12 protein-coding genes are annotated in these 15629 nt (G+C 71.7%); 1 reads left to right on the forward strand and 11 read right to left on the reverse strand.

All coding sequences use genetic code 11. From position 1 onward, the window contains the following. Nucleotides 1-6: 6 nt before the first annotated feature. The gene (locus IE274_RS03940; protein ID WP_229909194.1) at nt 7-1191 is read left to right on the forward strand and encodes a PQQ-dependent sugar dehydrogenase; all 1185 of its coding nucleotides are present in this window, start codon (nt 7-9) and stop codon (nt 1189-1191) included. 117 nt (nt 1192-1308) lie between these two features. On the opposite strand, the gene IE274_RS03945 is transcribed toward IE274_RS03940, so the two are convergent. The 11 genes from IE274_RS03945 to gatC form a co-directional block, all read right to left on the reverse strand. Beyond that, nucleotides 1309-1515 (reverse strand): DUF6191 domain-containing protein, encoded by a 207-nt coding sequence (locus tag IE274_RS03945; RefSeq protein WP_190114169.1) that lies wholly within the window; start codon nt 1513-1515, stop codon nt 1309-1311. A gap of 74 nt (nt 1516-1589) precedes the next feature. Continuing rightward, on the reverse strand, nt 1590-4667 hold the full coding sequence (locus tag IE274_RS03950) for a helix-turn-helix transcriptional regulator (RefSeq protein ID WP_190114170.1): 3078 nt from the start codon (nt 4665-4667) through the stop codon (nt 1590-1592). 148 nt (nt 4668-4815) lie between these two features. Next, nucleotides 4816-5010, reverse strand: coding sequence for a hypothetical protein (locus IE274_RS03955; RefSeq protein ID WP_190114171.1), 195 nt, complete (start codon nt 5008-5010; stop codon nt 4816-4818). A gap of 693 nt (nt 5011-5703) precedes the next feature. Then, complete coding sequence (locus IE274_RS03960) at nt 5704-6378, reverse strand: hypothetical protein (protein WP_190114172.1); 675 nt, start codon at nt 6376-6378, stop codon at nt 5704-5706. A gap of 120 nt (nt 6379-6498) precedes the next feature. Then, on the reverse strand, nt 6499-7104 hold the full coding sequence (locus IE274_RS03965) for a GNAT family N-acetyltransferase (RefSeq protein WP_190114173.1): 606 nt from the start codon (nt 7102-7104) through the stop codon (nt 6499-6501). An 87-nt stretch (nt 7105-7191) separates the two neighbouring features. Next, nucleotides 7192-9417 (reverse strand): MMPL family transporter, encoded by a 2226-nt coding sequence (locus tag IE274_RS03970; protein WP_190114174.1) that lies wholly within the window; start codon nt 9415-9417, stop codon nt 7192-7194. Between the two features lie 253 nt (nt 9418-9670). After that, nucleotides 9671-11767: a phosphocholine-specific phospholipase C gene (locus IE274_RS03975; RefSeq protein WP_190114175.1), complete on the reverse strand. Its 2097-nt coding sequence runs from the start codon at nt 11765-11767 to the stop codon at nt 9671-9673. 186 nt (nt 11768-11953) lie between these two features. Continuing rightward, nucleotides 11954-13471, reverse strand: coding sequence for an Asp-tRNA(Asn)/Glu-tRNA(Gln) amidotransferase subunit GatB (gatB, locus tag IE274_RS03980; RefSeq protein ID WP_190114176.1), 1518 nt, complete (start codon nt 13469-13471; stop codon nt 11954-11956). Between the two features lie 18 nt (nt 13472-13489). Beyond that, the gene (locus IE274_RS03985; RefSeq protein ID WP_190114177.1) at nt 13490-13744 is read right to left on the reverse strand and encodes a hypothetical protein; all 255 of its coding nucleotides are present in this window, start codon (nt 13742-13744) and stop codon (nt 13490-13492) included. Next, nucleotides 13741-15243 (reverse strand): Asp-tRNA(Asn)/Glu-tRNA(Gln) amidotransferase subunit GatA, encoded by a 1503-nt coding sequence (gene gatA, locus IE274_RS03990; protein ID WP_190114178.1) that lies wholly within the window; start codon nt 15241-15243, stop codon nt 13741-13743. Before gatA ends, IE274_RS03985 begins: the two co-directional genes overlap by 4 nt. Before the next feature lie 6 nt (nt 15244-15249). After that, nucleotides 15250-15546 carry an Asp-tRNA(Asn)/Glu-tRNA(Gln) amidotransferase subunit GatC gene (gatC, locus tag IE274_RS03995; RefSeq protein ID WP_016642027.1) on the reverse strand — a complete coding sequence of 99 codons (297 nt, stop codon included), beginning with the start codon at nt 15544-15546 and terminating at the stop codon, nt 15250-15252. Between the last annotated feature and the right edge of the window lie 83 nt (nt 15547-15629).

The raw sequence follows: 15629 nt of genomic DNA on the forward strand, positions 1-15629 counted from the left end.
CTGATCGTGCTGAGTGCTCACCATCCTCACCGTGCCGCCGCGACGGCCGTGTTGGCCGCCGCCGCGCTCCTGCTGGCGACCGGGTGCTCGTCGGACGACGACGGCCCTTCGGGCGACAAGAGCGCGGAGTCCAGCTCCGCCGACTCGGGCGCGGCACCGTCGGGCGACGCCGCCGACGCGCCACCGGAGAAGGGCTCGGCCGAGGTCACCAAGACCCTCGCCACGGGCCTGAAGTCCCCCTGGGGCCTGGCCCCGCTGCCGGGCGGCGACCTGCTCGTGTCCTCCCGCGACGAGGGCACGATCACCCGGATCGACGGCGAGAGCGGCAAGAAGACCGAGGTCGGCTCGGTCCCCGGGGTCGCCGCCGCGGGCGAGGGCGGCCTGATGGGCCTCGCCCTCTCCCCGACGTACGCCTCCGACCACCAGGTGTACGCGTACTTCACCACGGAGTCCGACAACCGCGTCGCCCGCATGCTGTACGACGAGAAGAAGCCGTCCGGTCAGCAACTGGGCGCCCCCGACACGGTGTTCAAGGGCATCCCGAAGGGCGTGATCCACAACGGCGGCCGGATCGCCTTCGGCCCGGACAAGATGTTGTACGCGGGCACCGGCGAGACCGGTGAGACGGACCTCGCGCAGGACAAGAAGTCCCTGGGCGGCAAGATCCTGCGCCTGACCCCGGACGGCGACCCGGCCCCGGGCAACCCCTTCGCCGACTCCCCCGTTTATTCGTACGGCCACCGCAACGTCCAGGGCCTGGACTGGGACGAGGACAAGCGCCTGTGGGCCTCGGAGTTCGGGCAGGACACCTGGGACGAGCTGAACGAGATCAAGGCCGGCGACAACTACGGCTGGCCGGAGGTCGAGGGCAAGGGCGATGACGACGCCGATGACGGCTTCCACGCGCCCGTCGCCGAGTGGAAGACGTCGGAGGCCTCCCCGAGCGGCGTTGCCTACGCGAAGGGCTCGGTCTGGATGGCGGGCCTGCGCGGCGAGCGGCTGTGGCGCATCCCGGTGCGGGGCGTGAGCGGCGACCCGAAGACGGAGGCGTTCCTCACGGAGAAGTACGGGCGGTTGCGCACGGTGGTCGCGGCGGACGGCGACAAGCTGTGGCTGGTGACCAGCGAGACGGACTCGCGGGGGACGCCCGGGAAGGAGGACGACAAGATTCTGGAGGTGCGGGTGAAGTGAGAAGCGAGTGAAGCCGGGAGCCGGTGACATGAGGTGAGCGGCGCCTGACGTGAAGTGTTGGTGCGGCGGCGGCCAAGGGGCCTCGGGCGTCAGACCTCGGGCTCGGCCCCGGGGAGGTCAGGCCTCCGGCTCGGCCTCGGGGTCCGTGCGGTCCCCCGGAGCCTGCTGGGGCACCCGCACCACGACCTTGCCGGAGGACAGGTCTATCGGCCCGCGTCCGGGGTCGCCGTCGTCCACGTCGACCCGTGACAGCTCCAGGCGCTTGTTCTCGTCGTCCGTGTGTTTGCGGCCCGGCGCGAAGAGCTGTTCGAACACGTTGAACACTGCGCCTCCAGGGAACGGAACGGGGTCCTGTTCTCCAGCGTAAGCGAGCGCGCGGGAAACAAGCCGGGGCTCCGTCAGGCGGTGGCTCGGGGCGCGGGGCCCGTGGAGTCCGGGGGATCTGCCGGGAACAAGTGGAGGCGGTGGGCGAGGGCCGCCGCCTCGCCGCGGCCCGCGACGCCGAGCTTGGCGAGGATGTTGGAGACGTGCACGCTCGCCGTCTTCGGGGAGATGAACAGTTCCTCGGCGATCTGGCGGTTGGTGCGGCCGGCGGTGACCAGGCGCAGGACGTCCCGTTCGCGGGAGGTCAGGCCGAAGGCGTCGGCCGGGTCGGCGGGTGTGGCCGGGGGCGCGCCGGTGAGGGAGAGCCGGGTGCGCTGGGCGAGCCGGTCGACGGCGTCGGCGAGGGGGCGGGCGCCCAGGTGCTCGGCGACGGCTCCGGCCTGGCGGAGGAGTTCGGCGGCCCGGTCGCGGTCGGCGTCACCAGCGCCGGTTCCGGGGGTGAGCAGGGCCTCGGCGAGGCGGTGTCGGACGCGGGCGAGGTCGTAGGGGCGCTCCAGAGGGCCGACGGCGGTGAGGGCGGCCAGCCACTCGTCGGGGGTGGCGCGGCCTTCGGCGCGCAGGAGTTCGGCGCGGACCCAGAGTTCGTAGGCCGCCCAGACGGGGGCGATCGTGGGCAGGGACTTGGCGGTGGTGCGGATGAGGTGGAGGGTGTCGGCGCGGCCGGGGGCGGCGATGGGCAGGCCCCGGGCGTCGGCCTCGGCGGTGGCGGCGGCGAGGAGCAGGGGCCAGCCGTAGCGCTGGGTGCCGGGCGGGAAGCCCTCGGCGAGGGCGCGTTCGAGTTCGGTGCGGGCGTCGAGGAGACGGCCCTCGCCCGCGGCGACGCCGATGGCGACGCGGTGCAGCGGCAGCGAGTTCTGCGGCATCGGGTCGTGGGTGCCGAAGTGCTTGCGGGCCTCGGCGAGTTGGTGGGCGGCCTCGGCGATGTCGCCGCGGGCGAGCGCGAGGTGGGCCAGGCGCAGACAGGCGCCGCCGCGGGGCTTGGCACTGAGGCCCGCGCGGCGGGCGGCTTCGACGGCTTCGGTCCAGCGGCCGAGGGCGTAGAGCGCCTCTGACTGGTTGGCCCACATCCAGGGCTCGGATTCGAGGAGGCCGTAGCGCTGGGCGAGGCGGATGCCCTCGTCGAGGAGTTCGGCGGCCTCGCGGGAGCGGCCGATGCCTTCGAGGACGGACGGGAGGTTGATGAAGGTGCGGCCGACAGGGCCGACGCTGCCACCGGCGAGGACCTGCTCGCGGACCGCGAACATCTCGGCGACCCCGGCGTCGACGTCGCCCGCGTCGACCATCAGGCCGCCGAGGGTGAGGCGGGCGGACAGTTCGATGTCGCGGGCACCGACCATGCGGGCGTACTCCACGGCCTTTTCGGCGGCGGCGAAGGCGTCGGGTCCCGGCTCGTGGAGCATCGACCACCCGGCGACCATGGAGAGCACTTCCGCGTGCACGACCGACGGCGGCAGGCCGCGGACGAGGTCCTGGGCGGTGGCGAGTTCCTTCCAGCCGTCGCCGCGGGCGAGGGTCTGCACGAGCCGGGAGCGCTGCACCCAGAACCAGGCGGCGCGCAGCGCGTCCGGCTCGTCGTCGAGGAGGCGCAGGGCCCGCTTGGTGATTTTCAGGGCGCGTTCGCGTTCGCCGCAGATGCGGCCCGCGACGGCGGCCTCGGCCATCAGGTCCAGGTAGCGCAGCGGGGTGGTCTCGGGGTCGCAGCCGCAGGGCGGGTAGACCTCGGTGTAGTCGACGGGGCGCAGTTGGACGCGGACGTCGTCGGGGGCGCCGTCCCAGAGTTCCATCGCCCGCTCCAGGAGCCGCAGTTGCTCGGCGTAGGCGTGCCGGCAGCGGGCCTCGACGGAGGCGTTGAGGACGGCGGGCAGGGCCTTGGCGGCGTCGTGGGCGTGGTACCAGTAGCTGGCCAGGCGGGTGGCGCGCTGGTCGGCGGCGACGAGCGCGGGGTCGGCTTCAAGGGCGGTGGCGAAGCGGCGGTTGATGCGGGAGCGCTCGCCGGGCAGCAGGTCGTCACCGACGGCTTCGCGGACCAGGGAGTGCCGGAAGCGGTAGCCGTCGCCGCCGGGCGAGGGGATCAGGATGTTGGCGCCGACGGCGGCACGCAGTGCGTCGATGAGGTCGTCCTCGCCGAGGCCGCTGACCTCGGCGAGCAGGTCGTACTCGACGGTGGAGCCGCCCTCCGCGACGATCCGCGCCACCCGCTGGGTGTCCTCGGGGAGTTCCTCGACACGGACGAGGAGCAGGTCGCGCAGCGAGTCGGTGAGGGCGGCGCAGCTGCCGCCGTGGGAGGCGACGGCGAGTTCCTCGACGAAGAAGGCGTTGCCGTCGGAGCGTTCGAAGATGTCGTCGACCAGCTTCGACGCGGGCTGGGCGCCGAGGATCCCGGCCATCTGGCGGCCGACCTCGTCACGGGTGAAGCGGCCCACCTCGACGCGGCGGACGGTGCGCAGCCGGTCGAGTTCGGCGAGCAGGGGGCGCAGCGGGTGGCGGCGGTGGACGTCGTCGGCGCGGTAGCTGGCCAGGACGACGAGGCGGCCGCGGCGCAGCGTGCGGAAGAGGTACGACAGGAGGTGGCGGGTGGAGGCGTCGGCCCAGTGCAGGTCTTCCAGGGCGAGGACGATGGTCTGTTCGGAGGCGAGTGCTTCCAGCAGCCGCGCGGTCAGTTCGAAGAGCCTGGCCGTGGCTTCCTCGCCGTTGCGCCCGCCGGTGCCCGGGAGCGGCGCCGAGTCGCACAGCTCCGGCAGCAGCCGGGACAGTTCCTCCTCCTGGCCCGCGGCCGCGGCGGCGAACCGGTCGGGCAGTCTCCGGCGCAGGGTGCGCAGGGCGGTGGAGAAGGGGGCGAAGGGCAGCCCGTCGGCGCCGATCTCCACGCAGCCGCCGACGGCGACGACCGCGCCGCGCGCGCAGGCCACGCTCGCGAACTCCTCCAGGAGCCTGGTCTTGCCGACGCCCGCCTCGCCGCCGAGCAGCAACGCCTGTGGCTCGCCCGCGGCCGGTGCGGCGGCGCGGGCGAGCGCGTCTTCGAGGGCGCCCAGTTCGTCGGTCCGGCCGACGAACACCGGGCTGACGGACCTGGTCTCCATGGTCGTGAGCATGGCACAGACCTGCGACTTCGTGGCAGACCGTTTCCCGGTGGGCGAAACCGGGGCGGCCTCGGACGGTGCGACCGGGGCCGCCTCGGGTGCCGTGGGAGGGGTGGGGTTCACCCCCGGCGCCGGGTGCGGGGCGGGCACGCCCGGCCCCTCACGCGGCGCGCGTGAAGCGGTCGGTGAGGCGTTCCGTTATGCGCCCGGGGGTCACCCGCCCCTCGGTTTCGTTGCCGCGTCGGCCCCGGCGGCCCGCGCGGGCGGCCTTGCGGGCCTCCCGCACCAGGCGGTCGTGCTCGGCGGCCTGGGCGAGCTCGGCGGTGCGCTGCTGGTGGAGTTCGTACTCGAACATGGTGTGCTCCCTGGCTGGTCAGTGGTGCTCTGTGGTGTTCGCCTCGCGTTCGGCGATGACTCCACTTTCGTCTGCCAGGGGGGTGCGGCACATCGGGAGAGTGCCGCATCTTGGGGCCGGTGGGGGTCTTAGGGAGGGAGTGGGTGCTTAGGGAGGTGCTGGTTCCGGGGCGAGGGGGGCCTTAGGGCAGGTGAGGGCCTACGTGAGGGCTTAGGCAGGACTTGGGAGAGGGCTTAGGCGAGGGTGGCCCAGAGGGGTGGGACCGCAGGTCAGGGGGGCCTGGTCCGGGGCCAGGAGGGCCTGGTCCGGGGCCAGGAGGGCCTGGTCCGGGGCCAGGGCGGCGTCACCACGGTCCCGATACGTGTGGGACTCCGCCGCGAGGGCCGCCTAGGACACGTCGGGCAGCAGGGCGCGGAGTTCGGTGGTGGTGCGCGTACGGCCGTCAGGCATGGCGTGCACGATGCGGATGCGTACGGGGTACGGCAGCAGTCCGACCGTTTCCGTGGGCCGGTGTGCTCACCCTCCGGATCCTCGTCGGCCTCGCCCCCCGCGTCCGTGCCGGACGGGAGAAGGGCGAGGCCGAGAGGGAGTTGAGAGCACGGCGGGGAGCCGCGCCGCGCTCTCGGTCGTGCCGTGGCGCTTCGTCGGCGGCGCTAGCTCGTCGACAGCGGTGTTAGCTCGTCGTCGGCGGCGCTAGCTCGTCGACGGCAGGTCCAGGAGTACGTTCGTGTACTTCGCGATCGCCAGCAGCAGCCCGATCACGCCCAGCGCGACTCCGGCCCACGCCACCGACTTGATCCACGGCGCCTGCGGCCGCCCCGGCTCGCCGAACGCGGGGCGCACCAGGACACCGGCGCCGACCACCAGGGCCGCGAGCGCGAACAGCCCGCCGACCAGGGCGGTGGTCTTCCAGGAGTCGCCGTAGACCTCCTGGACCTGCTGGGCCACGCTCGCGCCCTGCGACGTCTTGAGCTGGCCCATCAGCGACTCGCGGGCGGACGCGACGGTGCCGAGCCAGCCGCCGGAGAGCCCGACCACGCCGAGCGCGGCGGCGACGACGGCACCGGCGCCCTGGCCGACCCCGGCGGACGAGGCGGCGGCGTCGGCCGCGGCGGCCTCGAACTCGTCGTCCTCGTCGTCGGCCTCATCGTCGTCGACCTCATCGGCCGCGCCGTCCACCAACTCCCCGTCCGCCGCGGCGCCGTCGGCCTTCGCGACCTCGTCGGCCTCAGCAGCCGCCGGGCTCACCTTCGCAGCGCCCGCAGCGCTCTCGGCCTCATCCGCGCCCTCGCCCTTCTTGAGGTCGACCTCGGCCTCGGCCCCGGCGCCAGCGGTGTCTGCGGTCTCGTCAACTGCCTTGGTTCCCATGCCCCGCACCGTACGGACGCAGTATGAGAACTCCCTTACGGAGACGGCCCGTTTATGAGAGCCCGCTTAACGCCGGGCGCGGCCGGGCACCCCCGAGCCGCGCCCCGACAGCGACTCGTCCTAAGCCTGGGCCCCAGCGGCCCCAGCGGCCTCAGCGCCTTCAGCGGCCTCCCGCGCGGCCCGCGCCTCCCGCCACTCCGGCGCGAGGACCGACCACACCTCCATGTCGTGCCGCACCCCCTGCCAGGGGAAGGACTCCCGCAGCACCCCGTCGAGGACGAAGCCGAGCCGCGCCGCCACGCCCTTGCTGCGTTCGTTGCGGGAGGACACCAGCCACTCGATGCGGTGCATGCCGCGCTGGTCGACCGCCCAGTCGATGATGACGCGCGATGCGTTGGTGATCAGGCCGCGCCCGGCCGCGGACGGCTCCAGCCACACCCCGACCTCGCAGGACTCGACGGCGGTGTCGAAGATCCGGAAGAGGACGCCGCCCACGAGCGTGCCGTCGAGCCAGATGCCGTAGAGGCGCCCCGTGTCGGCGGCCTGCCGCTCGGCGAAGTGCTGGAGGTGGGCCCGCGCCGACTCAAGGTCCTTGACCTTCACGGTGAACGGGACCCAGGGGCCCGCGTACTCGCGCGCCCGCTCCACATGAGCCAGCAGCTCCTCGGCGTGCCACGGCTCGATCGGCCGCAGCTCGGCCCCTTCGCCCACGGATATCGCGAACATCCCGCTCCTCACACGTCACACGGCACAGGTCGAGGCACGCCGCTCGCCGTGCGCGCTCACGTGCCCTCTCCAGGTCCTCGAAGACCCCTACAGATCCTTCAGCGCGAGCGGCGCGTCCTCCACCGCACGCTGTCCCGGGATCCTCGCACGCACGCGCGATTCGGGCACCTCAATACTGATCCGGGGCAGCCAGCGGTCGAGGCGCTTGGGCAGCCACCAGTTGGCGCCGCCGAGCATGTGCATCAGGGCGGGCACGAGCAGCGTGCGCAGCACGAACGCGTCGAGCGCGACGGCCGCCGCGAGCGCGATGCCGAACATGGCGATCACCCGGTCCCCGCTGAGCACGAACGCCAGGAAGACCGAAATCATGATCACCGCCGCGGAGTTGATCACGCGGCTGGTCTCGGCGAGGCCGACGCGGACGGCGACGCGGTTGTCGCCGGTCTCCAACCACTCCTCGTACATCCTGCTGACCAGGAACACCTGGTAGTCCATGGAGAGGCCGAAGAGGACCGAGACCATGATCACGGGGAGGAAGGGCTCGATCGGCCCGGCCCGGCCGAGCCCCATCAGCTCGCTCCCCCAGCCCCACTGGAACACCGCCACCACGACGCCGAAGGCCGCCGCCACCGCCGCCACGTTCATCACGGCGGCCTTGAGCGGGATGCCGACCGAGCGGAAGGCGAGCAGCAGCAGGACGCAGCCGAGGCCGATCACGACGCCCACGAACAGCGGGAGCTTGCCGACGATGATCTCGGCGAAGTCGTCGTATCCGGCCGTCACGCCGCCGACGTGCACGTCGAGGGAGGTGTCGGTCTGGGCCTTGGGCAGCACGTCGGAGCGGAGTCGGTCGACCAGGTCGCTGGTCTGCTGGGACTGGGGCGAGGAGTCCGGAACGACGGTGAGGAAAGCCGCGCTGCCGCTGTCGTCGTACGTCACGGGGCTCACGGAGGAGACGCCCGGCGTGGACTTCAGGGTGGCGCCGAGGTTGTCGAGGGCGAGCCGGTCGGGGGCGCCGTGGACCTCGGTGACGAGGGTGAGGGGGCCGTTGACGCCGGGGCCGAAGCCGTCGGCGAGGAGGTCGTAGGCCTGCCGGGTGGTGGCCGACGAGGGGTTGTTGCCCTGGTCGGAGGTGCCGAGGTGAAGGGAGAGGGTGGGGATGGCGAGCAGCGCGATCACGGCGACGGCGATGCCGCCGAGCAGCTTGGGGTGCCGCTCCACGAACGCCGACCAGCGGGCGGCGAGCCCCGTCGGCACCTCCGGCTCGGGCCCGCGCTCGGCCAGCTTGCGGCGCTCGCGGCGGCTGAGGGCGCGCGGGCCGATGAAGGAGAGCAGCGCCGGGAGCAGCGTCACGGAGGCGGCCACCGTGAGGATCACGGTGAGGGACGCGGCGATGGCGACGCCGTTGAGGAAGCTCAGGCGCAGGATCAGCATGCCGAGCAGGGCGATGCAGACGGTGGCGCCCGCGAAGACGACGGCGCGGCCGGTGGTGGCGACGGCCCGTTCGGCGGCCTCGGCCACGGGCAGACCGCTCTTGAGGCCCTTGCGGTGGCGGGTCACGATGAACAGCGCGTAGTCGATGCCGACGCCGAGCCCGATGAGGGTGCCGAGCATCGGCGCGAAGTCGGCGACGGTCATGAAGTGGCCGAGCAGCACGATGCCCGCGTACGCCGTGCCGACGGAGACGACCGCCGTGGCGATGGGCAGCAGCGAGGCGGCCAGCGAGCCGAAGGCCAGGAAGAGCACGACGGCGGCGACGGCCACGCCGACGATCTCGGCGGTCTTGGCGCTCTTGGACTCGGTGAGCCCGATCGCGCCGCCGCCGAGTTCGATGTCGAGGCCGTCGAGACCTACCGCCTCGGCGGCCTTCGCGGTGTCGACGACGGCCTGGGCCTGGGCCTGGTCGAGGGAGTCGATCTGGTCGCGGAAGGTGACGGTGGCGTAGGCGGTGCGGCCGTCCGCGCTGATCTGGGCGGCGCCCCGGTCGGCGTACGGGCTGGCGACGGAGGCGACGCCCGGCAGCTCCGCGATCTTGTCGAGGGTCTCGGTCATCGTCTGCTCGACGGCGGCGGAGCGGACCTTCTGGTCCGCGGGGGTGTGCCAGACGACGGTGTCGCTGTCGCCGCCGAGGTCGGGGAAGCCCGCGGCCAGGAGCTTCGTCGCGCGGTCGGACTCGGTGCCGGGCACTTCGTAGTTGTTCGAGTACGCGGAGCCGACGGCGGCGGCAGCGGCGGCCGTGCCGCCGAGTGCGAGAAGCCAGAGCAGTACGGCGACTAGGCGGTGCCGGACGCACCACCGGGCGAGTGCTGCCACGAACTGGCTCCCTGAGTTATTCGTGGATCTTCAGCGGGAGCAGCCGGGAAGCGTCGGAGTGACCCGTAAAGAACACATGAGCGACATGAGCGGGGAAATGGATCATGATCATCGCTTATGCGGCGAGATGACCCATGCGCAGACACTCTGACAGCCCCCGGAGATCCTTGGTCCCTTTCGTGGCCTTACTCACAAGGGCACAAGGGGAACCCCAGAAGGCTTCGAGGCCCTTCTGGGGTTCCCGGTGAACAGGTCAGCCGGAGACGCCGGCGCGACCGTTCTCGATGTGCCCCATCAGGCGCCGCCGGAAGCCCTTGTCGCCCTCGGCGGTGACCTCGATGTCGTACCAGCCGCGCTCGTCGCCCGTCTGCCAGGCGATGGTGCGGCTGCTTCCTGCCTTGATCCTCACCGTGCGGGTGCGCCGCCGGACGTCGGCTTCCTCGACGTATCCGATCGGCTTGACCGTGAAGACGAGGTGCCCCCTGCCCCGGTTGGCCAGCGTCAGATGGATCTCGCGCCGGGTGATCGCCGAGGAGAGGGCGGCCGCGCCTTCCCTCTGTCCTACGAATTCGCGGCGGAATCCGTTCGGCCCGGTGACGGTGAAGTGATACGCGTCACTCTGCGCGGGCAGGGTCCAGGAGCCGTCGTGCACCACGTCCTGATGCTGCGGCAGGGGGAACTCCGCGGCGTACGGGTACAGCGCGAAGTGCGCGGCGCGCCGGCCGCCGTTGCGCAGCCGCACCTTCAGGGTGCCGTCCTTGGTGCGCTTGAGGTCGGCGTCCGGCTGGTACGGCAGCGGCCGGGCCCGGCGCACGCCCGGCTCCTGCACGGGCATCGTCTGCTTCTCCGGCGGCTTGGGCTGCCAGCGGCCGGAGAACACCGGGATGGTGCCGGGCTGCTCGACCTCGGGCTGACGGTGGCCGCGGTGGAAGTCGAAGGCGCCGGTGAGGTCGCCGGTGACCTTGCGGCGCCAGGGGCCGATGTTGGGCTCGCGCACACCCGTCCACTTCTCCAGGAAGCGCACGACGGAGGTGTGGTCGAAGACCTCGGAGCACACGTAGCCGCCGACGGTCCACGGCGACACCACCAGCATCGGCACCCGCGCCCCGAGCCCGGTCGGCCGCCCCTCCCAGCGCTCCGCCTGTTCCTCGGCGGAGTCCCCGCCCGGCACGGGCGGCGGCACGTGGTCGAAGAAGCCGTCGTTCTCGTCGTAGTTGATGAAGACGGCGGTGCGCCGCCACACCTCCGGGTGCGAGGCGAGCGCGTCCAGGACCTTGTAGACGATGGTGGCACTGTGCACCGGCGAAGACACCGACGGGTGCTCGGAGTCGAGCGCGGACGGCACCAGATAGTTCACCTTGGCCAGCTTGCCGCGCGCGACGTCCTTGGCGAACCGGTCGGCCAGCGTGCCGGTGGGCACCCGCCTGAGCCCCCGCTCGAACAGCGACCGCTCCCGCTTGCTGAGCGTCTTGACGCCCTCGTCGAGCGCGGCGAGCAGCTTGCCCCGCTCCACCTGATCCTTGGCGTCGCGCACCTTGGCGTAGAACGCCTCCATGAACGTGTCGCCGGTCTTGGCCAGGACCTTGCGCGCGATCGCCTTGAAGGTGGTGAAGAACTCGATCTGGTTGTCGGTGAAGTTCTCCCACTCGGTGTACGTCTGCCAGCTCACCCCGGCCTTCTCCAGGCGCTCCGCGTACGTCCCCCAGTCGTAGCCCGGGTGCGTGCCCTCGGCGTACGCGTCGTTCTCGACGGCGCGCCTGCCGTTCGCCTCGAAGCCGGTCTTGCCGCTCCACAGGTGGTTGCGGTTGGGGCTGGTGGAGGTGTGGATGGAGGAGTGGTAGGCGTCGCAGACGGTGAAGGTGTCCGCGAGTTCGTAGTGCAGCGGGATGTCCTCGCGCGTGTAGTACGCCATCGTGGCCGCGGTCTTCGCGGTGATCCAGCCATCCATCCAGCCGTCGTGCCAGGCCTTGGCGCCGCCGCTCCAGGAGTGGTCGAGGGCGCCGATGTACTGCAGGTCCTTCTGCTGCGCGGCCGCGGCCTCGCGGACCGGGAAGGGCAGGACGGAGCGCAGCGGCCCGGGCTGCTCGAACACGCTCCTGCCGCCGGGCAGTTGGATCGCGTTGCGGTCGGAGAAGCCGCGCACCCCGCGCAGCGTCCCGAAGTAGTGGTCGAACGAGCGGTTCTCCTGCATCAGGATCACCACGTGCTCGATGGCGCCGAGCCCGCCCTTCGGCGGCTCCTTGGCGAGCGCCTGCTGGAGGGACGGCGGCAGGAAGGAACCCACGGTGGCGGCGCCCAGGGCACCACCGCCCACTGCCATCAGCCGTCTGCGCGATATCTCCGCTGCCACGCCCAACCTCCAGTCGACACCCAATGGTTGTCCATTGATCCATTGGTCTGCTGAGCTGGGACGGTAGTGACTCCCGGTGGACCAGGGAAGACCGGTGACCGAAGTCGGCGTGAACGTCCCCGCCACGCGAAGGGGCGCCGCACCGAATCGGTGCGGCGCCCCTTCGCGTACGGGAACGAGTCGGCGTCAGCCCTCGACGCCCAACTGCTGCAGGATCAGCTCCTTGACGCGGGCCGCGTCGGCCTGCCCCCGGGTGGCCTTCATGACCGCGCCGACCAGCGCGCCGGCCGCCGCCACCTTGCCGCCGCGGATCTTGTCCGCGATGGCCGGGTTGCCGGCGATGGCCTCCTCGACGGCCGCGGTCAGCGCGCCCTCGTCGGAGACGACCTTCAGGCCGCGCTTCTCGACGACCTCGTCGGGCGTGCCCTCGCCCTTGAGGACGCCCTCGATGACCTGACGGGCCAGCTTGTCGTTCAGCTCACCGGCGGCGACGAGCGCGGCGACCCGCGCCACCTGCTCCGGGGTGATCGGCAGCGAACCGAGTTCCACGGCCTGCTCGTTGGCGTTGCGCGCCAGCTCGCCCATCCACCACTTGCGGGCGGAGACGGCGTCCGCGCCCGCGTTGATGGTGGCGACGATCGGGCCGATGGCACCGGCGTTGAGGATCGACTGCATGTCGTGGGCGGACACGCCCCACTCCTCGCGCAGCCGGTTGCGCTGGGCCAGCGGCAGCTCGGGCAGTTCGGCGCGCAGCGCCTCGACCCACTCGCGGGACGGGGCGACCGGCACCAGGTCCGGCTCCGGGAAGTAGCGGTAGTCCTCCGCCTCTTCCTTCACCCGGCCCGACGTGGTCGAACCGTCGTCCTCGTGGAAGTGCCGGGTCTCCTGGATGATCGTCCCGCCCGCGTTGAGCACGGCCGCGTGGCGCTGGATCTCGAAGCGGGCGGCACGCTCCACGGAGCGCAGCGAGTTGACGTTCTTCGTCTCGGAGCGGGTGCCGAACTTCTCCCGGCCGTGCGGGCGCAGCGAGAGGTTCACGTCGCAGCGCATCTGGCCCTGCTCCATGCGCGCCTCGGAGACGCCGAGGGCCTTGATGAGCTCGCGCAGCTCGGCGACGTACGCCTTGGCGACCTCGGGAGCACGCTCCCCCGCACCCTCGATCGGCTTGGTGACGATCTCGATGAGCGGGATGCCCGCGCGGTTGTAGTCGAGCAGCGAGTGCGAGGCGCCGTGGATGCGGCCGGTGGCGCCGCCGACGTGCGTCGACTTGCCGGTGTCCTCCTCCATGTGGGCGCGCTCGATCTCCACGCGGAAGACCTCGCCGTCCTCCAGCTGGACGTCCAGATAGCCGTTGAAGGCGATCGGCTCGTCGTACTGGGAGGTCTGGAAGTTCTTCGGCATGTCCGGATAGAAGTAGTTCTTCCGGGCGAAGCGGCACCACTCGGCGATCTCGCAGTGCAGCGCGAGGCCGATCTTGATGGCGGACTCCACGCCGATCTCGTTGACGACCGGCAGCGCGCCGGGCAGGCCGAGACAGGTGGGGCAGGTCTGCGTGTTGGCGTCCTGCTTCAGCTCCGTGGAGCAGCCGCAGAACATCTTGGTCTTCGTGCCGAGCTCGACATGGACCTCAAGGCCCATGACCGGGTCGTACGTCGCGAGCGCGTCCTCGTACGACACCAGCTCGGGGGTGGTCGTGGCAGTCACGGTGTTGGAACTTCCCTCTCAGCCGAGCAGAACGTCGTCGTCGCCGATGCGCTTCAGCTCACGCACCAGGATGGCGATGCCCGTGACGATGGCGGCGGCGGAGACGACCGCGTCGACGAGCTTGAGCGTGTCGTGCTCGGCGCGGGCCTTCTTGACCTGCTTGAGCGTGCTGAGCGCGCCGAACGCGGTGGTGCCGATGGACAGATACGTGCCGGTCTTGGACTTCTTGAAGCCCTTGGCCTTGGTCAGTGTTTTCGACGTCTTGTTGCTCACAGCGACGGTGCCTCCTCAAGGAGCGGGTGACCCCACTTTTCCACGAAGGCGGCCTCGACGGCGGCGCCCACCTTGTAGAGACGGTCGTCCTTCAGGGCGGGGGCGATGATCTGCAGTCCGACCGGCAGGCCGTCCTCCGGCGCGAGGCCGCAGGGCAGCGACATGGCGGCGTTGCCCGCCAGGTTGGTCGGGATGGTGCAGAGGTCGGCCAGGTACATCGCCATCGGGTCGTCGGCGCGCTCGCCGATCGGGAAGGCGGTTGTGGGCGTGGTCGGCGAGACGATCACGTCGACCTGCTCGAAGGCCTTCTCGAAGTCGCGCGTGATGAGCGTGCGGACCTTCTGGGCGCTGCCGTAGTACGCGTCGTAGTAGCCGGAGCTGAGGGCGTACGTACCGAGCATCACGCGGCGCTTGACCTCGTCGCCGAAGCCGGCCTCGCGGGTGAGCGCGGTGACGTCCTCGGCGGACCTGGTGCCGTCGTCGCCGACGCGCAGGCCGTAGCGCATGGCGTCGAAGCGGGCCAGGTTCGAGGAGCACTCGGACGGCGCGATCAGGTAGTACGCGGACAGGCCCAGGTCGAAGGACGGGCAGTCCAGCTCGACGACCTCGGCGCCGAGGGACTTGAGCAGCTCGACGGACTCGTCGAAGCGCTGCATCACCCCGGCCTGGTAGTGCTCGCCACGGAACTGCTTCACGACGCCGACGCGCATGCCCTGGACCGAGCCGTTGCGGGCTGCCTCGACGACCGGCGGGACCGGGGCGTCGATGGACGTGGAGTCCAGCGGGTCGTGCCCGGCGATGACCTCGTGCAGCAGGGCCGCGTCCAGGACCGTACGGGCGCAGGGCCCGCCCTGGTCGAGGGAGGACGAGAACGCCACCATGCCGTAGCGGGAGACGCCGCCGTAGGTCGGCTTGACGCCGACCGTGCCGGTGACGGCCGCGGGCTGGCGGATGGAACCGCCGGTGTCGGTGCCCATGGCGAGCGGGGCCTCGTACGCCGCCAGGGACGCGGACGAGCCGCCGCCGGAGCCGCCCGGGATGCGGGTGAGGTCCCAGGGGTTGCCGGTCGGGCCGTACGCGCTGTTCTCCGTCGACGACCCCATGGCGAACTCGTCCATGTTGGTCTTGCCGAGGATGACGACGTCGGCGGCCTTGAGGCGCTTGGTGACCGTCGCGTCGTACGGCGGGATCCAGCCTTCGAGGATCTTGGAACCGACCGTGGTCGGCACCCCCTCGGTGGTGAAGATGTCCTTGAGCGCGATCGGGACACCGGCGAGCGGGCCGAGCTTCTCGCCCCGCGCGCGCTTCTCGTCCACGGCGCGGGCCTGCGCGAGCGCGCCCTCGCGGTCGACGTGCAGGAAGGCGTGCACCTTCTCGTCGACGGCGTCGATGCGGGCCAGGTGGGCCTCGGTGACCTCGACGGCGGTGAGCACGCCGGAGGCGATGTTCTCGGCGATCTCGGCAGCGGTGAGCTTGATGATGTGGTTCTGGTCCGTCATGACTTCTTAGTCCTCCCCCAGGATCTGCGGCACCTTGAAACGCTGCTGCTCCTGTGCCGGGGCTCCGGAGAGCGCCTGCTCGGGGGTGAGCGACGGACGGACCTCGTCCGCGCGCATGACGTTCGTCAGCGGCAGCGGGTGGGAGGTCGGCGGTACGTCTTGGTCGGCGACCTCCGAGACGCGGGCGACCGCGCCGATGATGTCGTCGAGCTGTCCGGCGAAGTGGTCGAGCTCTTCGTCCTTCAGCTCCAGACGTGCAAGGCGGGCGAGGTGGGCGACCTCCTCGCGCGTGATGCCAGGCATGCGGCGATCCTCAGGGGTGAGTGTGATGGTTTCGGCCCCAATCCTATGGGGCTGGCCGCGCTGCCCGCGCCCGAGTTCCCTCC

The sequence above is a fragment of the Streptomyces flavofungini genome (assembly GCF_014650815.1).
GTDB lineage: Bacteria > Actinomycetota > Actinomycetes > Streptomycetales > Streptomycetaceae > Streptomyces > Streptomyces flavofungini.

Excerpts from the sequence above, each read along its gene's own strand:
- IE274_RS03960 (WP_190114172.1), bottom strand. The coding sequence starts at position 6,378 with ATGGGAACCAAGGCAGTTGACGAGACCGCAGACACCGCTGGCGCCGGG.
- gatC (WP_016642027.1), bottom strand. The coding sequence starts at position 15,546 with ATGCCTGGCATCACGCGCGAGGAGGTCGCCCACCTCGCCCGCCTTGCA.
- IE274_RS03950 (WP_190114170.1), bottom strand. The coding sequence starts at position 4,667 with ATGCTCACGACCATGGAGACCAGGTCCGTCAGCCCGGTGTTCGTCGGC.
- IE274_RS03955 (WP_190114171.1), bottom strand. The coding sequence starts at position 5,010 with ATGTTCGAGTACGAACTCCACCAGCAGCGCACCGCCGAGCTCGCCCAG.
- gatA (WP_190114178.1), bottom strand. The coding sequence starts at position 15,243 with ATGACGGACCAGAACCACATCATCAAGCTCACCGCTGCCGAGATCGCC.
- IE274_RS03965 (WP_190114173.1), bottom strand. The coding sequence starts at position 7,104 with ATGTTCGCGATATCCGTGGGCGAAGGGGCCGAGCTGCGGCCGATCGAG.